17 protein-coding genes are annotated in these 19,823 nt (G+C 45.7%); 10 read left to right on the plus strand and 7 right to left on the minus strand.

Features of this window, described 5'->3' with window-relative positions; genetic code table 11:
* The first annotated feature begins 6 nt into the window (after nt 1–6).
* The 4 genes from ampD to NXS09_RS01980 all read left to right on the plus strand — a co-directional run bounded on the left by ampD (nt 7) and on the right by NXS09_RS01980 (nt 5,776).
* Nucleotides 7–561: a 1,6-anhydro-N-acetylmuramyl-L-alanine amidase AmpD gene (gene ampD / locus NXS09_RS01965; protein WP_259290877.1), complete on the plus strand. Its 555-nt coding sequence runs from the start codon at nt 7–9 to the stop codon at nt 559–561.
* A gap of 115 nt (nt 562–676) precedes the next feature.
* Nucleotides 677–1,948, plus strand: a complete 1,272-nt coding sequence (locus tag NXS09_RS01970) for a cell division protein ZipA C-terminal FtsZ-binding domain-containing protein (RefSeq protein WP_259290878.1) — start codon at nt 677–679, stop codon at nt 1,946–1,948.
* Nucleotides 1,949–2,306: 358 nt separating this feature from the next.
* Nucleotides 2,307–4,172, plus strand: a complete 1,866-nt coding sequence (locus tag NXS09_RS01975; RefSeq protein WP_259290879.1) for an NAD(P)-binding protein — start codon at nt 2,307–2,309, stop codon at nt 4,170–4,172.
* A gap of 410 nt (nt 4,173–4,582) precedes the next feature.
* Nucleotides 4,583–5,776 (plus strand): amino acid aminotransferase, encoded by a 1,194-nt coding sequence (locus NXS09_RS01980; protein ID WP_259290880.1) that lies wholly within the window; start codon nt 4,583–4,585, stop codon nt 5,774–5,776.
* A 182-nt stretch (nt 5,777–5,958) separates the two neighbouring features.
* Here NXS09_RS01980 and NXS09_RS01985 read toward each other — a convergent pair whose 3' ends face one another.
* Both NXS09_RS01985 and ppk1 read right to left on the minus strand, forming a co-directional pair.
* On the minus strand, nt 5,959–7,428 hold the full coding sequence (locus tag NXS09_RS01985; protein WP_259290881.1) for an anion permease: 1,470 nt from the start codon (nt 7,426–7,428) through the stop codon (nt 5,959–5,961).
* A 337-nt stretch (nt 7,429–7,765) separates the two neighbouring features.
* On the minus strand, nt 7,766–9,823 hold the full coding sequence (gene ppk1 / locus NXS09_RS01990) for a polyphosphate kinase 1 (RefSeq protein ID WP_259290953.1): 2,058 nt from the start codon (nt 9,821–9,823) through the stop codon (nt 7,766–7,768).
* A gap of 290 nt (nt 9,824–10,113) precedes the next feature.
* On the opposite strand from ppk1, the gene NXS09_RS01995 reads away from it, so the two are divergent.
* Nucleotides 10,114–10,974, plus strand: coding sequence for a phosphoribosylaminoimidazolesuccinocarboxamide synthase (locus tag NXS09_RS01995; protein ID WP_259290882.1), 861 nt, complete (start codon nt 10,114–10,116; stop codon nt 10,972–10,974).
* Between the two features lie 127 nt (nt 10,975–11,101).
* On the opposite strand, the gene NXS09_RS02000 is transcribed toward NXS09_RS01995, so the two are convergent.
* Nucleotides 11,102–12,010, minus strand: a complete 909-nt coding sequence (locus tag NXS09_RS02000) for a LysR family transcriptional regulator (RefSeq protein ID WP_259290883.1) — start codon at nt 12,008–12,010, stop codon at nt 11,102–11,104.
* Nucleotides 12,011–12,399: 389 nt separating this feature from the next.
* Between NXS09_RS02000 and NXS09_RS02005 the strand changes: the two genes are divergently transcribed.
* Nucleotides 12,400–13,026, plus strand: a complete 627-nt coding sequence (locus tag NXS09_RS02005) for a nitroreductase family protein (RefSeq protein ID WP_259290884.1) — start codon at nt 12,400–12,402, stop codon at nt 13,024–13,026.
* A 104-nt stretch (nt 13,027–13,130) separates the two neighbouring features.
* Here NXS09_RS02005 and NXS09_RS02010 read toward each other — a convergent pair whose 3' ends face one another.
* The 3 genes from NXS09_RS02010 to NXS09_RS02020 all read right to left on the minus strand — a co-directional run bounded on the left by NXS09_RS02010 (nt 13,131) and on the right by NXS09_RS02020 (nt 15,893).
* Nucleotides 13,131–14,060 carry a metal ABC transporter solute-binding protein, Zn/Mn family gene (locus NXS09_RS02010; protein ID WP_259290885.1) on the minus strand — a complete coding sequence of 310 codons (930 nt, stop codon included), beginning with the start codon at nt 14,058–14,060 and terminating at the stop codon, nt 13,131–13,133.
* 129 nt (nt 14,061–14,189) lie between these two features.
* Nucleotides 14,190–15,065 carry a metal ABC transporter permease gene (locus NXS09_RS02015; RefSeq protein ID WP_259290954.1) on the minus strand — a complete coding sequence of 292 codons (876 nt, stop codon included), beginning with the start codon at nt 15,063–15,065 and terminating at the stop codon, nt 14,190–14,192.
* 72 nt (nt 15,066–15,137) lie between these two features.
* Entirely contained in the window at nt 15,138–15,893 is a 756-nt protein-coding gene (locus NXS09_RS02020) for a metal ABC transporter ATP-binding protein (protein ID WP_434802991.1), read from the minus strand.
* Nucleotides 15,894–16,265: 372 nt separating this feature from the next.
* On the opposite strand from NXS09_RS02020, the gene NXS09_RS02025 reads away from it, so the two are divergent.
* Nucleotides 16,266–16,562 (plus strand): DUF2288 domain-containing protein, encoded by a 297-nt coding sequence (locus NXS09_RS02025; RefSeq protein WP_259290886.1) that lies wholly within the window; start codon nt 16,266–16,268, stop codon nt 16,560–16,562.
* Between the two features lie 104 nt (nt 16,563–16,666).
* Here the strand turns inward: NXS09_RS02025 and mutL are convergent, their stop codons facing one another.
* Nucleotides 16,667–18,610 (minus strand): DNA mismatch repair endonuclease MutL, encoded by a 1,944-nt coding sequence (gene mutL, locus NXS09_RS02030; RefSeq protein ID WP_259290887.1) that lies wholly within the window; start codon nt 18,608–18,610, stop codon nt 16,667–16,669.
* 260 nt (nt 18,611–18,870) lie between these two features.
* On the opposite strand from mutL, the gene rpsF reads away from it, so the two are divergent.
* The 3 genes from rpsF to rpsR are packed head-to-tail and all read left to right on the plus strand — an operon-like array spanning nt 18,871 to nt 19,810.
* Entirely contained in the window at nt 18,871–19,269 is a 399-nt protein-coding gene (gene rpsF / locus NXS09_RS02035) for a 30S ribosomal protein S6 (RefSeq protein ID WP_259290888.1), read from the plus strand.
* Nucleotides 19,270–19,276: 7 nt separating this feature from the next.
* Nucleotides 19,277–19,573: a primosomal replication protein N gene (gene priB / locus NXS09_RS02040; protein WP_151051790.1), complete on the plus strand. Its 297-nt coding sequence runs from the start codon at nt 19,277–19,279 to the stop codon at nt 19,571–19,573.
* A gap of 6 nt (nt 19,574–19,579) precedes the next feature.
* A complete protein-coding gene (gene rpsR / locus NXS09_RS02045) occupies nt 19,580–19,810 on the plus strand; it encodes a 30S ribosomal protein S18 (protein ID WP_054599043.1) in 231 nt (76 codons plus the stop codon).
* Nucleotides 19,811–19,823 lie beyond the last annotated feature (13 nt).

Raw genomic sequence — 19,823 nt, forward strand, 5'->3', positions numbered from 1 at the left:
AAGCTTATGGGAAAAAAATGGCAACAGGGCTGGTGGGTGCCTGCGCAACGGGTGGATTCGCCTAATTTCAGTGCCCGACCGGAAAACGAACGGGTTTCATTGGTGGTAATACATAATATTTCTTTGCCGCCTTTTGAATATGGGAACGGTGCGGTAGAAAAATTGTTTACCAATACCATTAATCCTGAAGCACACCCTTTTTTCGGTGTGATTCACGAATTGCGCGTATCCAGCCATTTTTTTATTGATCGAAACGGCGGAACCGTGCAATTCGTTTCATGTGACGATATGGCCTATCATGCCGGTGTTTCATCGTTTCGCGGTCGTGAAAAATGCAATCTTTATTCGATTGGCATTGAAATGGAGGGTTGTGATTTCGAACCTTTTACCGATGCGCAATATCAAAGCCTAACAACTTTGCTGCAAGAAATTGCTCGCCATTATCCGATTGAAGCTGTTACCGGTCATCAAGATATCGCACCGGGTAGGAAAAGTGATCCGGGCCATTTTTTCGATTGGCAGCGTATATATGCGTATGGTATTCCGGTGGTACGCTGTTAAAGATTAAAAAAATCATGGTTCAAGTCGTATCAACTCTGCCATAACCGGCCAAATTTCGTTATAATCCAAAGAGAATACACCGTCCGACTAACTTAATACGGATTCATAAATTATTATGAGTGAAACAATACTGATTATTGTTGTTTTGGGTCTTGCCATCATTCTCGGCATTATCGTTTACAACATGTACCAAGAAAACAAATACCGCCAACAAGTGCGTGCCCAATTCGGCCATGCCGATAAAGATGCGCTGTTAAACAGCAAAACCGATTTTGTACGCGACGGCCAATCATCAGATCAGCATGGTAGCCCGATACGGCCGCTGCGCCAAAAAGATATTTCGGAAGATACGGCCTTTCAAGGCAAAAACGATTTGTTTGCCGCTAAGGTTTCCGAAGTTGCGGCTGCCAAACCCGATGTCGAAATCGAAATGGAAGACGATTTCACTGAAACCGTTATCGAGCCTGAGATTAAAGAGGCCGATACCGAATATAACTTCAAACGGATGGATGCGCCGGTATTTTCACAAACCAAGCTTTATGGCAAACGCAAGCTGCTATTGGATTTAAAAGATCTGACCAAACTCGAATTGCCGTGGTTCGATCCCCGTTTCGACTATATGGCTTATATCTCATTGAGCGAGCCGCAAGAGTTGCATGCTATTCCACGCCTTTCCAGCCGCCACCGTTTTCAAATTGCCGGCTGTACGATGGACGACCGTTTCCAAATTGCCGAGCCGATTCCGAGTGTTTATTATCAAGGCTTTATTATCGGCCTTCAGGCCATTAGCAGAAGCGGCTTGGCTACGGTTCAGGAGCTTGAACAATTCGGCGAACAAATCAATCGTTTTGCCGAAAAAATGGACGGCGGCTTAATGTTGACCGATATCGAAACCTTCCTGAATGTCGCCCGCCCGCTCGACGAACTTTGTGCCCGTGTGGATCAAACCATTGCCATGCATTTGGTTTCACGCGGTACGGTTAGCGGTTTGGAATTGCGCTCGGCTGTTGAAAACTTAGGTTTTGAATTGGGTGTCGATGGTGCATTCCATTTGTCGGATGATAATGGGGAAACCTTATTCAGTATCGTAACACTCGATAATTCACCGTTTACATCAAGCCTGCTTTCCAGCCAAGCCTATCGCGGTTTTAGTATGTTGTTCGACATTACCCATGTGCCCGCAGGCGGAAAACAATTCGACCGCTTTATGGATTTGGCCGTTAAACTTTCCAGCACCTTGGGCTTGGATTTGGTCAACGATAAATTGGAAGAACTTTCTACCCAATGGCTGAAAGACGTACGCAGCTATGTCTTGGCGCGTCAGGAAGAAATGAAGAAAGTCGGTATCGAACCGGCAGGCGAGCTGGCCAAACGTTTATTTTCATAATGGCTGAAAACATTATAAATAGGGATAAAGCCCGTCTGAAATCGGATATACTGTAACAAACCGATTACATTGGCTAATTATCAAAAAGTCGGATCCTAATAAAAATAGGATTCGACTTTTTATTTTTTATATAAATAGCGTAATCAAGTCAAATAACCGGAAATCATCGTATAGCATTTGCTTGCGTTGGAAACAAATATTTTATTTGATTATAATAATATTATTTATTATTATTTTAGTTATTTGATAGAATATGCTGTTTGGAAAGAGATTCAATACATTTATTCAAACTATGATTTTAGGGTGTTGGATCACGAAAAGCATTACCTGCGTATTAAAATAAAATTAGGAACATAATATGAAATGTCTTTTCTCACGTCGTACTTTCCTTAAAGGTACGACAGCCGTTGCCGGTGCATTAATGTTGGGTGGTTGTGACAAAGTTTATCGGCTTTTTTCACCGAATCATTCAGGTTCGGGTACGGTAGCGGTTAATGCCGATTATTATCCGCCCGCCCTGCTTGGTTTGCGCGGTGATACAGATGGTGCACGAACAGCCGCGCATAGTGTTGCGCTGCAAGGAAAAGGGTATCAGCTACCGGGCAAAGCTGAGGAGCAATATGACTTGGTGGTGGTCGGTGCCGGCATAAGCGGATTGACAGCCGCTTATCTCTATCAAAAGCAACGCCCCGATGCCAAAATTTTATTGTTGGATAATCACGAAGATTTTGGCGGCCATGCGCAGCGTAATGAATTTACGGTAGATGGTCGTTTATTGATTTCTTATGCAGGCAGTGAATCGATTGATTCGCCTAAATCCGAATATTCGGAAGAATCTTTGGCATTGCTGGAAGATTTGGGCATTGACTACACCAAATTCGAACAATATTTTCATCAAGATTTATACGAGCAAACGCGTAAACTAAAAGAAGGGGTGTTTTTTAATCAGGCTGCATTCGGCAAAGATGCTGTGGTAAGCGGTATTCCTGTGGTGGATGAAGAAGATACGTTGGCTGTGATTGAAAAATTTCCTTTACCGGAAGAAGACAAACAGGCATTAATGGCACTTTATGCCGAGCCGGCCGACTACCTTAAAGGCAAAACCAAAAGCGGACGTAAGGAATTTGCAGAAAACACCAGCTATTATGATTTCTTAAAAAATTACGTTAAATTGCCCGAAGGTGCGTTGAAATACCTTAAAAATATCAGTTCGGAATATTGGGGGCATGCGATTAATGCCATTTCCGTACAAGAGGCCTTGGATGACGGCTATCCCGGTGTGCAGAATTTGGGCTTGGAAACGGAAGAATACGAAGAAGAGCCTTATATCTATCATTTCCCCGACGGCAATGCTTCTATTGCGCGTATGTTGGTGCGCAGAATGATTCCTGCCGTCGCAACAGGCGATACGATGGAAGATATTGTGTTGGCTAAATTCGATTACAGCAAATTGGATGTGCCGGAAAATAAAATACGTATCCGCTTAAACAGCACGGCTTTATTGCTTGAGAATAATGATGAGGGCGTTGCTGTTGCCTATCTACCCCGTGATGGCGGTAATCTTAAACAGGTTCAGGCCAAACAGGCGATTTTTGCAGGGCATAGCGCATTGGCGGCGAGAGTAATACCGCAAATGCCCGAAGCCCAGAAAAATGCGGCAACAACCAATGTGAAAATACCGATGGTGTATGGCAAAGCAGCGGTGAAAAACTCACAAGCATTCCAAAAACTCGGGGTACATTCCCTTTATGCGCCCGATGCGCCATATTGCTTGGTTAAATTGGATGACCCTGTCAGCATGGGTGGGTATCAGTTTCCGCAAACGGCAGATGAACCTATGATTATCCATATGGTGCATATTGCGACTGACTTTTCCGGAAAAACTGCGCGTGAAATGTATAAAAAAGGTCGAATGGCACTTTATCAGCAGAATTTCGACAATTTAAAACAGCAAATGCTCGATCAGCTTCGCAGTATTTATCAGGTAGCCGGAGAAAACTTGGATGATGTATTGGTGTCGGTAACCCTTAACCGTTGGGCACATGGTTATAGCTATGAGCAAACCGGCTTATGGGATTCGGATCAAAGCACCGAAAAAGCAACCGGAACCATGCAAAAGCCAGTTGGTAATATTTTTATGGCCGGTTCTGATTCCGGTTGGATGCCTTATGTTCATGGTGCCATTGACCAAGCACATCGTGCCGTTGGTGAGGCTTTAGCATAAGGTTAACAATTCTTGGTAATAAGTAATCCGCTCATCTGTTTTGTTTGATACAAACGGGGTGAGCGGATTGTTTTATGAGCAACATATATTTGATTGTGATGCAGAGGCCGTCTGAAAAGGTGAAACGTAATGTTTTAAGAGCTGTCGATTGTTGCTTTAAAACATTATTTATTTGTTATTTCATTTTATTTTAGCGAAGTGTTCATTTAAATAGATAGGTAAGTGTGGTCATTGGATTGACTATGAAAAAACAGTGAAAAGGCTAAAAGCATAGCGGTTTGTATCAATTTGAATATTTACCTATGAATTTCATGATAAGGGTTGTTTTCATCTTCTGTTAATCAGCGTAAGATATAGAAATTGTAAATAACCTGTTATGTTTATTTAAAATAATTGAGAAAGGTATAAGCATGTTTTTCGATAAAATCGAAGCCGCACCCGCAGACCCCATTTTAGGCTTAGGTGAAGCATTTAAAGCCGATACCCGTTCCGGAAAAGTGAATTTGGGTATCGGTGTTTATAAAGATGCCCAAGGCAAAACCCCGATTGTGAAAGCCGTGAAAGAGGCGGAAAAACGCCTGCTGGAAACGGAAGATACCAAAAATTATCTAACCATCGACGGTGTGGCCGAATACAACGCGCAAACACAAAAACTGTTGTTTGGTGCCGATAGCGAAATCATTGCCAATAAACGTGCCAAAACCGCACAAAGTTTGGGTGGAACAGGTGCTTTGCGCGTGGCTGCCGAATTTATCAAACGCCAAACTGAAAGTAAAAATATTTGGATTTCCGGACCGACTTGGCCAAACCATAATGCCATTTTTAAAGCAGTAGGCGTGAATATCCGCGATTACCGTTATTACGATAAAAATAGCCACGGCTTAGATTGGGACGGTTTGATTGAAGATTTAAGCCAAGCAGGTGAGGGCGATGTAGTCTTGTTGCACGGTTGCTGTCATAACCCGACCGGTATTGATCCGACTCCCGAACAATGGGATACATTGGCGAAAATGTCTGCCGAAAAAGGTTGGTTGCCTTTGTTTGACTTCGCTTATCAGGGTTTTGCCAACGGTTTGGAAGAAGATGCTTACGGCTTGCGTGCATTTGCCAAAGTGAAAAAAGAATTATTGGTGGCCAGCTCTTATTCTAAAAACTTCGGTATGTATAACGAACGTGTCGGTGCGTTTACTTTAGTGGCTGCGGATGAAGAAACGGCTAACCGTGCATTTAGTCAGGTAAAAATCATTATCCGTACCCTTTATTCAAATCCGGCTTCACACGGTGGCAATACTATTGCTTTGGTGTTGAAAGACGAAGCACTGAAAGCGCAGTGGATTGCCGAATTGGATGAAATGCGCAGCCGCATTAAAGAAATGCGCCAAAAATTCGTGGATATGTTGAAAGAATACGGTGCTAAGCAGGATTTTGATTTTATTGTGAAACAAAACGGTATGTTCTCATTCTCAGGTTTAACGCCCGAACAGGTCGACCGCCTGAAAGACGAATTTGCCATCTATGCCGTACGTTCCGGCCGCATTAATGTGGCAGGTATTACTGAAGACAATATCCGTTATTTGTGCGAAAGCATTGTGAAAGTATTATAAATATACTTGCTGTATCAATTAAAATCCTCCGATTCTTTACTTTAGATTGATGAAGTAAGAATCAGAGGATTTTTTTGATAATATCAAGCCGATATTTTTCAGACGGCCTCATTTAAATATTACATTTAACCAGTTCGGGCTAGACGGGAAAGGCCGTCTGAATTGGCTATGTAAGGTTTGCATTACCAATAACCGAGCACTTTCCACCAAACGCCGCCGATAAAGATAAATATCAGTAAATCCACCACACTCATTACAAATCCGGCTTTCCACCATTCGCCTAATGTGGTGTAGCCCGAACCGAAAATCACCGGTGAGGTACCCGTAGCGTAATGGGTTAGGGTCATCATAATGCTGGAAGCCGCCGCCATTATCAGGGCAAACAACATGGGCGGGGCGCCCAGTGCGATACCCGCAGTATAGAAAGCCCCCATCATGGCGGTAATATGGGCGGTGGTACTGGCAAACATATAATGCGCATACATATAGGCCAACAAGAGTAGAGTGGATGCACCTACCCAGCCTAAACCGAGTTGCTGAATATTGCTTTCCAATACACCGGAAAACCATGTAATCAGGCCGAGTTTGTTTAAGAATGTTGCCATCATCACCAAAGCGGCAAACCAAGTGATGGTATCCCATGCACTTTTTTCTTTCAAAATATCATCCCATGACAACACGCCCGACAGCAATAATAATGCAAGGCCGATAAATGCCGTGGTTGTGGCATCCACACGCCAACCGTCACCCAATAGCATAGCCGGAATACCTGCCCATAAAATCAGCAATAAAGCAAAAATACCCAGCATAATTTTTTCACCGCGGTTCATGCTGCCTAATTCGCTCAGGCGCTCTTTGGCAAATTGTGCGGCATTGGGGGTTTCTTTGATTTCAGGCGGATAAATGAAATATAAAACCAACGGCATTAAAAAGATAGCGGCTAAACCCGGCAGTAACATAGCCAAAGCCCAAGTGCCCCAGCTCAGATGGATATTAGAATTGGTGGCTTTGGCGACAATATCCACAACCAGCGGGTTAGGGGCGGTTGCGGTAATAAACATGGCCGAAGTAATCGGGTTGCTATGGTAGTTGACTAGAGCAAGGTAGCGGCCGATACGGCCTTGCGTACCTTTTTCCGGATCGGAGTCGTAACTAGAGGCAATGGCTTTCATTACCGGATGGATAATGCCGCCGCCGCGGGCGGTATTACTCGGAGTAACCGGAGCCAATATCAGTTCGGATAAAGCCAAGCTGTAGCCGATACCGAGTGTTTTTTTACCGAAAAGCGAAATAAATAAGTAGCCGATGCGTGCGCCCAAACCGGTTTTTAAAATGCCGCGTGAAATCATGATGGAAATACCAATCAACCAAATCAGCGAACTGGAAAAACTACTCAGGGCATCTTGAATGGCACTGCCCGGGTTGTCGGAGGTTACGCCGGTGACCGCAACCAGCATAATGGCCACAATAGATAATGCGCCAATCGGCATAGCCTTACCGATAATGGCGGCTATCACGCCGATAAACATTGCCAAAAGATGCCATGCCTGCGGTGTCACCCCCTCGGGCACGGGGATAGCAAACCAAATCAATAATGCCAATACAACAGCTATTGCCGCCGGTATAGGTTTGAAGCCGAGCTTATTTTCCATTCTGGTTATCCTTATTTATAAATATATAAATGATTCGCAGTGGACGGAAATCATTGTCTGCCTGATGATACTTTTAGATATGGACGGTCGTATATTTGTTCCACTTAAAAATTTAATATCGGTAATGTATTTTATAACCTTATATTTTCTAAGGATGAGTGTTTTGTTTTACAATAGGCAGTGGTGGGGGAAATAGTTGGTTTAGTAAGAATAGATGTGAATCAAATAGAAAGTTAATAAAAGAATAAACTTTTTGGTTATAGATAAAAATTATTATAAAAAGCCGTCTGAAAAGTTTCAGACGGCTTTTTATAATGCAGATAGGAAGGCCGGTGTATTAAATGCCGTATTCCGCCCAAAGCTCGTCTTGTAGGCTTTGTTCGCTACCGTCTTGATCCGGTTCGGCACGGACATAACTGCCATCGGGGCGCATCAGCCATGCCTGCCGGTTATCTTGCAGGGCCAAAGTCAGGCCTTCATGGATGATACGGGCTTTTAAATCAGGCTGCTCGATGGGGGTGCAGGTTTCGATGCGGCGGAAGAAATTACGCCCCATCCAGTCGGCACTGGAAATATAGGTATCTTCTTCACCGTCGTTGTAGAAATAATATACGCGGGCATGTTCCAATTGGCGGCCGATAATCGAACGCACCCGGATATTGTCTGATAAGCCGGGTACTTCGGGGCGTAGGGCGCACATACCCCGTACGATTAAATCGATTTGTACACCTGCGGCGCTGGCGGCATATAGTGCTTCGATAACACTGGGTTCGATTAACGAATTCATCTTGGCGATAATCCATGCAGGGCGGCCGGATTCGGCATGGAGCCGTTCCCGCTCGATGCTGTCCATAATCATCGGGTGCAGGGTAAACGGGCTTTGATACAGTTTGTTTAAACGTCCGGGTTGCCCTAAACCGGTGATTTCCATAAACAGGGTGTTTACATCGGCGGTAATCTCTTCATCGGCGGTAATCAGCCCGAAATCGGTGTAGATACGGGAGGTGCCTTGGTGATAATTGCCTGTGCCCAAATGTGCGTAACGTTTGAGAACACCGTTTTCACGGCGGATAACCAGCGCCATCTTGGCGTGAACTTTATAGCCGAATACGCCGTAAACCACATGGGCACCGGCATTTTCCAGTTGCTGCGCCCAATTCAGGTTGTTAGCTTCGTCGAAACGTGCCATTAATTCTACGACTACGGTTACGATTTTTCCTACCTGAGTGGCGTGTAGCAATGCTTTAACCAACTCCGAATTGCTGCCGGTGCGGTAGATTGTCATTTTAATGGCGACCACATCGGGATCGATGGCGGCCTCTTGAATAAAGCGGACAACGGGCTCAAACGACTGATAAGGATGATGCAGCAATAAAGGAGCTGATGTAACGGTTTCGATAATCGGTTTGCCTTTTCTAACGCTTTTCGGCAACCCCGCCGTGCGGGGCGGAAACTTTAAATCGGGGCGGTCGACCATATCGGGCACCGACATCAAGCGCACCAGATTCACCGGCCCTTTCACTTGATACATTTCGGATATATCCAGTTTGAAATGGCCGAGCAGAAATTCATAAATATGCGGCGGGCAGGTTTCTGCCACTTCCAGACGCACGCCGTCGCCGTATTCGCGGTCTTTCAGCTCGCTTTGAATCGCGGTACGCAGGTTTTTCAGGTCTTCTTCATCAACGGTTAGGTCGCTGTCGCGGGTTACACGGAATTGGTGGCAGCCTTTTACTTCCATGCCCGGAAAAAGTTTGTCTACATATTCATGCAGGATAGAGGAAAGGAATACAAAACCACTTTCGCCATTGCAGATTTCAGGCGGTAGTTTAATCACGCGCGGCAAAATACGCGGTGCCTGCACAATCGCCATCCCCGAAGCTCTGCCAAATGCATCATTGCCAAGCAGTTCGACGGCAAAATTAAGGGATTTATTCAGTGGGCGGGGGAAGGGGTGGGAGGGATCCAAACCGATGGGGGTGAGGATTTGCAGAAGTTCGCGGTCGAAATAATCCTCGATCCATTCCCGCTGTTGGGTCGTCCAGTTTTGGCGACGATAGAAATGAATGCCTTCTTTACTTAGCGCCGGTTGTAAAACTTCGTTGAATAAAGCATATTGTTCGCGTATCAGTGCATGGGCTTCCTGTTGCGCTTTGGCAATGGTTTCGGCCGGTGTTTTACCGTTATCAAGCAGAGTATTGGGATTTTGCTTCATCTCGCGTTTGAGATAAGCCATGCGCACTTCAAAAAACTCATCTAAATTGGATGATACGATACATAAAAAACGCAAACGTTCCAACAACGGTACGCGTGTATCTTGTGCTTGTGCCAAAACACGGCGGTTAAATGCGAGTAGGCTTAATTCTCGGCAAAGTAAACGGTTTTGTTCGGGCATCATGGCGGGTTCCTTGAAGAAAACAATGGCAAAATAGGGTCATGACTAAAGTATAACGTGTTTTGCCCGTGAACGGATAAATCGGTATGTTTAGGCCGTCTGAACATTTTCAGACGGCTTGATTCAGACATTGTTCATTAATATAAGCTTGCGAACAACAAAAAACAATGTGGAAAAGATTGGTATCGGGTTGCTTGATTACCTGATGATTGTGAACAATCTGCACGCTTGAGGGGGATTTCCGTTAAAATAATACTTTCCGATCCAAAACCTCCGATAAAGAGAAAACCATGTCTTCAATCAGTTTGAAAAAAATTTATTCCGGCAAAGTCCGCGATCTTTATGAAATAGACGATAAGCGTATGTTGATGGTGGCTTCCGACCGGCTTTCCGCATTCGACGTTATTCTCGATGATCCTATTCCGGGAAAAGGCGAAATACTCACACAAATTTCTAATTTTTGGTTTGGCAAACTGGCACATATTATGCCGAATCATTTTACCGGCGATACGGTTTACGATGTATTGCCCGAAGCAGAAGCCAAAGCACTCGAAAAGCGCGCGGTAGTAGCCAAAAAACTCACACCGGTAAAAGTAGAAGCGATTGTGCGCGGTTATCTGGCAGGCAGCGGTTGGAAAGAGTATCAAAAAACAGGTGCGGTGTGCGGTATTCCGCTACCGGAAGGCATGCAGGAGGCGCAACAACTGCCGGAAGTGATTTTCACACCGTCTACCAAGGCCGAAGTGGGGGATCACGATGAAAACATCAGTTTTGAAACCTGCGAAAAAATTATCGGCAAAGAATTGGCTGCCCAAGTGCGCGATAAAGCCATTCGGTTGTACACCGAAGCGGCCGAATATGCCAAAATACGCGGCATCATTATTTGCGATACCAAATTCGAGTTCGGTATTGATGAAGACGGTACGCTGACGTTGATGGACGAAGTGTTAACGCCGGATTCAAGCCGTTTTTGGCCGGCAGACCAATACCGTGTCGGCACCAATCCGCCTTCTTTTGATAAACAGTTTGTGCGCGACTGGTTGGAACAAAGCGGTTGGAATAAACAAGCACCTGCGCCGAAAGTGCCGGAAGAGGTGATTCGGAAAACCGTTGAGAAGTATCAGGAAGCATTAAGCCTGCTGACACGTTAATCGATTGAATACTGAAGTGCCGTGCAGACATAATTGAACAATAAAGGCCGTCTGAAATTATTTCAGACGGCCTTTATTGTTGGGCAGGTTGTTAAAACCATTTGTTTGAAAGTATTAAAAAAACACTTTAAAAAGCTTTAGGACGGTTGCCCGGAGAGGTTGTTTTTTCTTCGAGGAAATCGATAAAGCTGCGCACTTTGGCACTTAAAAACGTTCTGTCCACATAGGCGGCATATAGGCGGATAATGCGTGATTGGTAATCAGGGAACAGGCGTACGAGCTTACCTGAATTTAAATCGTCTTCCACGCACCACAAGGGCTGGTAGCCGATACCGACACCTGAACGTATCAGGCTGCCGGTCATCAAGGTACTGCTGCTCAATACTACCGGATCAAGGGAAAAATCATGTGTATTGCCGTCTTTGTCTTTGATTTGCACGTTGGAAACGTCTACATAAGAAGGCAATATGGCCGGGTGGTTTGTGACTTCTTCCGGTGTTTGTGGTACGCCGTGGTGGCGCAGATAATCCGGAGAGGCAACCATAATAAATTCGATATCGGTTAACGGTTTGACAATCAGCGAAGGATTGGGGGTGTTGGAAACGCGCAAGGCCAAATCAAAACCTTCGGCAATCAAATCGATATGGTGGTTGCTCAGGTCTAAATTCAGGGTTACTTGCGGGTAACGTTGGCGGTATTCTTCCAACCAGTTGCTGAAGCGTTTGTTGGCAAACCATTGCGGCATGGTAATTTTAAGGGTGCCTTGCGGTTTGTTGTTACCGCTGGCCGCTTTTCGGGCGGCGGCTTCCAGCATATCAAGTGCGTAGGCACTTTGTTGATAATATTCTTCGCCGGCTTCGGTAAGGTGCAGATTACGGCTGTTACGGTGCAACAGCTTTGCCTGCACGGTTTTTTCCAGATGGTTAACGTGTTTACTGGCCATCGCCGTGGAAATATTGAGTTGGTCGGCCGCACGGGTAAAACTACCGCTTTGTATGACCTGACGGAATACTTTTAAACTGAATAAGGTATCCATGGTTTCTTTTCGGGAAAGGTTTCTTTAAAGAAGTACCTATATATTAATAAAAGAGAAAGTTATATACTATACAGCTGAAATGGGTATTTAAAAATATAAAATTAGATATAGTTAAATAAATGACTATTTATTTTATTTCCGTCTGTTTCCTTATGAAGCGTTAGATAAAAGTTGCTAGACATAATGTTATGCGACTCTACAGAAATTTTCCATGTTTTCTATATTGCCAGATTTTAACCGTTATCTAAATAAGTATTTTTAGGTATTTTATAGAAAATCATGACTCATAAGGAATGCAGCCGTATCTATAACAATAATGTAGTTTCTATTTAGTTAGGAAAACGTCTTTAATAATTATTCAAAATAACTTAATTCTGAGGAAGAACATCATGCCTTGTCAAGAACTACAACATGCCGAAGCTATCCGCCGTTCGGTTTATGCATTGGACAAAAACCTACCATTAGACCAAGAAAAAATTACCGAAATGATCAGCCATACCGTGCTGCATGCGCCGTCGGTATTTAATTGCCAGTCTACCCGTGTTGTTGTGTTGTTCGGAGAGGAACATGAAAAATTATGGGAGCTGGCCAAAGAGGCGCTGACTTCTATTGTTGCCTGTGATCAATTCGGGCAAAAAAGACAAGAGGTTAATAAATTTAAAGAAGCTGCCGCTACGGTTTTATTTTTTGAAGATCTGAGTGCCGTTCGGAATTTACAAACCAATTTTCCGGCTTATGCGGATTTATTCCCGACTTGGTCGGCACAAACCAACGCCATGGTTCAATATGCAGTATGGGTGAAACTGGCGTCTGCCGGAGCCGGTGCCAATTTGCAGCACTATAATCCGATTATTGACGAACATGTGGCTGCCGAGTGGTCGATTCCCGATTCATGGAAGCTATACGCCCAAATGGTTTTTGGCGGCATAGCCGAGCCAGCGGGGGATAAAAAATTAGATTCTTTAGATCATCGCTTTAAAGTTTTCGGTTCTAATAAAGTAAGTGAAACCGTTTAACGGATATGGGCTTATTGTTGTTTTCAAAAGACAATCTCTATAAACGGCAGTTATAAAAATCAGGCCGTCTGAACATTCAGACGGCCTGATGATTTTGCAATATATTATTTCATAGCATTGCTTAACGCACGCACGTTATGGCGGAACATTTTAACGTATGTATCGGCTTGCGCATTTTTGCTTAATGCGTCGGAATAGAGTTTGCCGCTGGGTTTGACGCCGGTTTCTCTGGCAATACGGTCAACCATACGGGTATCTTTAATATTTTCGGTAAAGATGGCTTTAATACCGTCGCGTTTGATTTGACGGATAATGGCAGCCACTTCTTTGGCAGACGGTTCGTCCGAAGTGCTGACGCCTTGCGGTGCGATAAAGTTGATATTGTAGCGTTTACTCATATAGGCAAAGGCTTCGTGTCCGGTTAATACTTTGCGCCGGGCTTGCGGGATGGCATTGAATGATCTTTGTGCTTCGGCATGAAGCTGTTTCAACTGGTTTTCATAATTGTTCAAACGTTGTTGATAGTAAGTTCTGCCTTGCGGGTCGGCTTTAATCAATGCATTGGCAACATTGCGGGCATAGGTTTGCATTAATACCGGGTCAGACCAAACATGCGGGTCGAATTCGCCATGATGGTGATGACCGTGCTCGTCATGATCATCATGATCATCGTCATGGTCGTCATCGTGGTCATGATCGTCGTCATCGGCTTTTAATGCAGTAATACCTGCGGTGGCTTCGGCATAAGGAACGCGGCTTTGTTGAACGGCACGTTGCACATCGGCACCTTCCAAACCCAAACCGTTCAATAATACCAGTTTGGCATTGCGGATTTTTCTAATATCGCCGCTGGTTAAGTGGTAGGCATGCGTGTCTTGATCAGGGCCGACCAAGCTTTGAACGTTTACACGATTACCGCCGATTTGGTGAGCCACGTCGCCCAGAATGCTGAAACTGGTCACAACAGGCAGGGGAGCCGCATAAAGGCTGCCGGATAACAACGCAGTAATAACACCGATTTTCCAATGTTTCATAATAGTCTCCTTGTGATATAACATAACAAGATTAGGTAAGTTAAACAACATAATATATGTATTGCTGACTATCGGTTTAGGGATAGGCCGTCTGAACGGCAATAAAGTATCAATACACAATCATCATCTTCATACGGCAAGGTGTTTTTTATGTTTCAGCCATTTGGAAATCACACCGCCTTCAAGGCCGAAGATAACCGAAAAAAGATAAAACACACCGCACCATAAAATAATCGAAGGGCCGGAAGGGATTTCAACATAATAGGAAAACAATAATCCTCCGGTACCGCAGATGAGCGCGGTCACCACCGAAAACAGCAGCAATGCACCCATATTTTTCACCCATAGGCGAACACTGATAGCAGGCAGCATCATTAAGCCGACCGACATTAATGTACCCAGCGCCTGAAAACCGGCTACCAGATTCATTACCACCAGAATCAAAAACAGCACATGCCAGAAGCCGCCTTTACCGTTTACCGCCCGTAAAAACAAAGGGTCGATACTTTCCAACACCAACGGCCGGTAGATAACCGCCAATATAATCAGGGTAATGCTGGCGCAAACGGCAATCATTTGCAGGGCGGGCAGGTCAACCGCCAAAACCGAGCCGAACAGCAGGTGCAGCAAATCGACGCTACTACCGTTTTTGCTGACCAAAACCACGCCGATGGCTAAACTGCATAGGTAAAAAGCAGCAAAGTTGGCATCTTCTTTCAATGTCGTAAAGCGGCTAACCAAGCCGGCCAGCAGCGCCATAATCATACCGGCGGCAAAACCGCCCGCGCCCATAGCGGGCATACTCAATCCGGCAAACATATAGCCTACTGCTGCGCCGGGCAATACCGAATGGCTGAGGGCATCGCCTATCAGGCTCATACGCCGCATCACCAAAAATACGCCGACAGGCGCCGCGCTCAATGATAAGAAAATCACCGAGGCGAGCGCATAGCGCATAAAATCAAATTCGGCAAAGGGTTCGACAAGTAATTCGTACATATTCAGGTAGGCGGTTTCGGTTGGGCCGTCTGAATTATCATTCTTTTTCAGACGGCCTTTGGCTAAAGGCGGGTTATTTTAGTCTGTACACCATGCTTCTATTTCGTGTTGCTGCATCACGGCATTGGCTTGTTGCATATTTTCTTCGGTTAAAACGCTTTCGGTTGCGCCTTCGGCAATTTTTTTGCGGGCAATCAGCAGCGTTTCGGGAAAATAAGCGCGAACCTGATCATAGTCGTGCAAGACCGCGATGACCGATTGTCCGGCTTGATGGCAGCCGTGTAATACTTCGAGCAGGGCATGGGTGGTGCCGGCATCAATGGCGTTAAACGGTTCGTCGAGCAATAAAAATTTGGCATCTTGTGCCAGCATTCTGGCGAATAAAACCCGTTGGAACTGCCCGTTGGAAAGATGGGCAATCTGGCGGTTGGCGGTTTCAGCCATGCCGACGCGTTCTAAAGCCTGCATCACCCGTTCGCGCTGTTTGGCATTTACCCGGCCGAAAAAGCCGATTTCATACCATAAGCCCAAAGCAGCCAGTTCAAAAACAGTAATCGGCTGGCTGCGGTCAACATCGGATTGCTGCGGAAGATAGGCGATGTCGCTGCGTTTTAGACCGACGTGGCGGATATTACCGGTATCTGCTTTTAATAAGCCCATCAGCGCTTTTAATAAGGTGGATTTACCGGCGCCGTTGGGGCCGAAAACGGCACACATGCAACCATCGGAAAACTCGGTGTCCAGATGGTGTACGGCAGGTCGGCGGCGGTAACTGACGGTGAGGTTGTCAACCACAATGCTCATGTTGCCGTCGCCCAAAAATAAACACCCCATAATAATATGAGTGCGGCGCAGGCAAGTAATAGGCGCTGGAATAGGCCGGTCAATAAAATGGAGTTCATTATCGTATTTATTTAAATATTAATGTTTCAGACGGCCTCAGGAGCCGTTGGAATAGCGGTAAAGTGTCGATGATACTGTATAACATTATGTTTGTAAAACCAATCATAACAACGTATCAATAGGCCGTCTGAAAGGCATAGTCCGCAATATGCAGATTTCGTTTTAATCAAAATATTATGGCTTTGATTTTGATTCGGTTTCATTAATGGATAACAATATGAAGTATGTGGAATATGGGGTTGCGGCAGAATAGGGGCATTGCGGTACAATATTATCTTTTAACACCGAATAGAGTGAAGCCACATGAATAATGATGTGTTGAACGATAAGCTGAATTTAGAAACGGCGCGTATTTCATGGCAGGAACTCCAGCCGCATTTCGCACGCGGTGCCGCAGTTTATGTGGATGCCGGATTGGATTTGATTGCGACTGCACACCTGATGTCTGAAGACAATGCGGTTGAACTGAAAACGTTGATGGATGCGGGAAAATTCGGTTTGGTCAGCGAGGATCAGGCGCGGCGGTTTTTGGCGGATAATCAGGAAATGTGGGCGGTGGTGGTTGCGCCGTGGGTACTGATACAGCCCTGCCGTGATTGATGTATCTACATTTTATGATTAGGGTGTTTCAGACGGCCTTATCACAAAAATACTATTTAAGATAAATCATAAAGGGGCAAAACAAATGCCCCTTTATGATTGGCTTATTGCCCGCGTAAAAATAAAGCGTCTAACTCTTTTAATGTCAGCTTCACCCAAGTCGGCCGTCCGTGGTTGCATTGGTTGCTGCGCGGTGTGTTTTCCATATCGCGCAACAGGGCGTTCATTTCGGGCATGGTGAGCTGGCGTCCGGCGCGTATGGAGCCGTGACAGGCCATAGTGGATAAAATCTGATTCTCACGCGCTTCAACCGTTTGGGTGTTGCCGGTTTGGGCGATTTCTTTGAGCATGTCGCGGGCAAGTTCGGCTACATCGCTTTTACCCAACATCGCCGGCACGGTGCGGACGGCTAGGGTGTTGTTGCCCATGTCCGACAATTCAAGGCCGAAATCGCGTAATGCTTCGTTATGGTCGTTAAAGGCGGCCATTTCCTCATGCGAAGCGTTAAAGGTAACCGGAATCAGTAGGCGTTGGCTTTTTAAGCTGCCGAGTGCTTCGCGTTGTTTTTTCATTTTTTCATAGTTCACCCGTTCCGCTGCGGCGTGCATATCAACCAACAGCAGGCTGTCTTGGGCTTGGGCAAGGATATAAATGCCTAAAAGCTGGGCAATAGCAAAGCCTAGCGGTGGCAATTCGGCAGTTTGCGGCACGGTATCGACGCTATGGTTTTCAGACGGCCTGTCATTGCCCAATCTGGCCTGCTCGAATTGGGCCAGCTCGATATCTTCTTTAGGGGTATCCGTACTGCGGTATAACTCGGCATAAGTATTTAAAGCCGCTTGGCTTTCCCGCAGTGAAAGTGTGCGTTGTTGCGGTGGTCGGGCGGCGGAATAGGGCGCAGGGGTGGATTTGCCGTGGTCGTTCAAACGGTTTGTGCCGAAGCCTGCCGCCGTATGTGTGGGGCTGGCAGAAGGCGTTTGATGCGGTTCGGAAGGTGTTTGTACCCCTAGCATTTCATGCAATACGCTGCCGGCATTGCTCACGCTTTCGGTTTGGTCGGCACGAGTGTCGGCCAATGCTTTGTTTAAGGTATGGAAAACCAATTGGTGCACGGCTTGGCTGTCGCGGAAACGGATTTCGGTTTTGGTCGGGTGTACGTTTACATCAACCGCTTCGGGCGGCAGGTCGAGAAACAGCACGAAAGCAGGCGTGAGCGCATTGTGCAATACATCGCGATAAGCCTGTTTGACGGCATGCAGAATCACCTTGTCGCGTACAAAACGATGGTTCACAAAACAATATTGTTTGTCGTTTTTGCCTTTGGTAAACGTCGGTTTGGCAATAGCACCGCTTAGCCGGATAATTCCCTCACCGCTGTCCACCGGCAAAGAGGCCGTCTGAAAATCATCGCCTAAAATAGCGGCAATGCGTTCGTTTAAACTTTGAACGGGTAATTTGAAAACACTTTTCCCGTCGCGCGTGAGTGAAAAAGCAATATGCGGATGCGCCAGGGCAAGGCGTTCGAGCATGGTGGCGCAATGGGCGTATTCGGTGTTTTCGGATTTTAAAAACTTGCGCCGTGCCGGTGTATTGAAAAACAATTCGGCCACTTCAACCGTGGTACCGACCGGATGGGCGGCCGCGCCGCTGGCACTGAGTTTGCCGTCTTCCGCTTTCACCTGATGGGCATGCGCACTTTCCGCGGTGCGGCTGGTGAGGGTGAGGCGGCTGACCGATGCGATACTGGCCAAACCCTCCCCACGAAAGCCCATGCTGGCAACGCGTTCCAAATCTCTCAACGATTGGATTTTGCTGGTGGCATGGCGATGTAGGGCGAGATCCACATCATCGGCATGAATACCGCTGCCGTTGTCGCAAACCCTAATCAGGCGGATACCGCCGCCGCCAAGCTCGACATCAATCGCAGTCGCCCCCGCATCAATGCTATTTTCAACAATTTCCTTTAAGGCATTGGCCGGGCGTTCAACCACCTCTCCGGCGGCAATTTGGTTGACAAGATGATCAGGCAGGGCGGCAATACGGTTCATTATGATATTTTCCGAAGTTTCAATGAAATAGGACTGTTTTTAAAAACAGTGGCGCTTATTATAAACCACAGGCCGTCTGAAATGGCGGTTTGGTCGTGTGTGTTTGGTAAGGTTGTTTGAATATTTGTTTTAATCAATAAATAAGGTAAGCGAACTTATTCGATTGCTTTGCCGCCGCAAACCCGTTATAATTTCCCGTTTTCCAACCTTGCCTTTTACTTCGCATGGTAAAAGGCTGCTTAAAACCGCAAGGAGATAACATGCGTCATTATGAGATCGTGTTTATCGTTCACCCGGATCAAAGCGAGCAAGTGCCCGCTATGGTTGAACGTTATAAAACCATGATTGCCGAAGCAAAAGGCACTATTCACCGTTTGGAAGATTGGGGCCGCCGCCAATTGGCTTACCCGATCAACAAAATCCACAAAGCCCATTATGTTTTGATGAACATCGAAACCACGCCCGAAGTGGTTGAAGAGCTGGAAACCGCTTTCCGCTTTAACGATGCCGTATTGCGTCATCTGACCATCAAAACCAAACATGCTGTTACCGAAGCTTCTCCGATGATGAAAGACGAAAAGTCTAAAAATCTGCTTGAAAGCAATTCGGCTGCAAAAACAGAAGCAGCAAAAACAGAATCAGAAACCAGCGAAGCGTAATTAAAGATTGAACAATCTTTTTTCCCTTACCGCCCGAATTATCGAGTGCAAAGCATTAAGATACACGCCCGCAGGCATTCCGGTTTTAGAAATCATGTTGCAACATGAATCTTGGCAGGAAGAAAACGGGCAGAAATGTTTGGTGAAGTTCGAACTACCCGCCAAACTGATTGGTAAGGAAGCGCTTAATTGGCAACATCGCGAAGGCGTTCAAATAGAAGCCAGCGGTTTCTTGGCACAAAGAAGCCAACGTTATCGGAATCCGATGTTGCGGATACAGAACATTAAAGAATATAAAGGTTAAACGACAATGGCTCGTCAATCATTCAAACGTAGAAAATTCTGCCGTTTTACGGCTGAAAAAATCCAAGAAGTCGATTACAAACAAGTAGACTTGTTGAAAGACTTCATTTCTGAAAACGGCAAAATCATTCCGGCACGCATCACCGGCACTAAAGCACATTACCAACGCCAATTGGCCGTTGCCGTAAAACGTGCCCGTTTCTTGGCTTTGCTGCCTTACACCGACCAACATAAATAATTAACGGAGATAA

The organism is Neisseria montereyensis, assembly GCF_024834045.1.
Lineage (GTDB): Bacteria > Pseudomonadota > Gammaproteobacteria > Burkholderiales > Neisseriaceae > Neisseria > Neisseria montereyensis.

What these genes read in the sequence shown, in the direction of transcription:
- ampD (WP_259290877.1), top strand. Translation starts at nt 7, where the DNA reads ATGGGAAAAAAATGGCAACAGGGCTGGTGGGTGCCTGCGCAACGGGTG.
- NXS09_RS01970 (WP_259290878.1), top strand. Translation starts at nt 677, where the DNA reads ATGAGTGAAACAATACTGATTATTGTTGTTTTGGGTCTTGCCATCATT.
- NXS09_RS01975 (WP_259290879.1), top strand. Translation starts at nt 2,307, where the DNA reads ATGAAATGTCTTTTCTCACGTCGTACTTTCCTTAAAGGTACGACAGCC.
- NXS09_RS01980 (WP_259290880.1), top strand. Translation starts at nt 4,583, where the DNA reads ATGTTTTTCGATAAAATCGAAGCCGCACCCGCAGACCCCATTTTAGGC.
- NXS09_RS01985 (WP_259290881.1), bottom strand. Translation starts at nt 7,428, where the DNA reads ATGGAAAATAAGCTCGGCTTCAAACCTATACCGGCGGCAATAGCTGTT.
- ppk1 (WP_259290953.1), bottom strand. Translation starts at nt 9,823, where the DNA reads ATGCCCGAACAAAACCGTTTACTTTGCCGAGAATTAAGCCTACTCGCA.
- NXS09_RS01995 (WP_259290882.1), top strand. Translation starts at nt 10,114, where the DNA reads ATGTCTTCAATCAGTTTGAAAAAAATTTATTCCGGCAAAGTCCGCGAT.
- NXS09_RS02000 (WP_259290883.1), bottom strand. Translation starts at nt 12,010, where the DNA reads ATGGATACCTTATTCAGTTTAAAAGTATTCCGTCAGGTCATACAAAGC.
- NXS09_RS02005 (WP_259290884.1), top strand. Translation starts at nt 12,400, where the DNA reads ATGCCTTGTCAAGAACTACAACATGCCGAAGCTATCCGCCGTTCGGTT.
- NXS09_RS02010 (WP_259290885.1), bottom strand. Translation starts at nt 14,060, where the DNA reads ATGAAACATTGGAAAATCGGTGTTATTACTGCGTTGTTATCCGGCAGC.
- NXS09_RS02020 (WP_434802991.1), bottom strand. Translation starts at nt 15,893, where the DNA reads ATGGGGTGTTTATTTTTGGGCGACGGCAACATGAGCATTGTGGTTGAC.
- NXS09_RS02025 (WP_259290886.1), top strand. Translation starts at nt 16,266, where the DNA reads ATGAATAATGATGTGTTGAACGATAAGCTGAATTTAGAAACGGCGCGT.
- mutL (WP_259290887.1), bottom strand. Translation starts at nt 18,610, where the DNA reads ATGAACCGTATTGCCGCCCTGCCTGATCATCTTGTCAACCAAATTGCC.
- rpsF (WP_259290888.1), top strand. Translation starts at nt 18,871, where the DNA reads ATGCGTCATTATGAGATCGTGTTTATCGTTCACCCGGATCAAAGCGAG.
- rpsR (WP_054599043.1), top strand. Translation starts at nt 19,580, where the DNA reads ATGGCTCGTCAATCATTCAAACGTAGAAAATTCTGCCGTTTTACGGCT.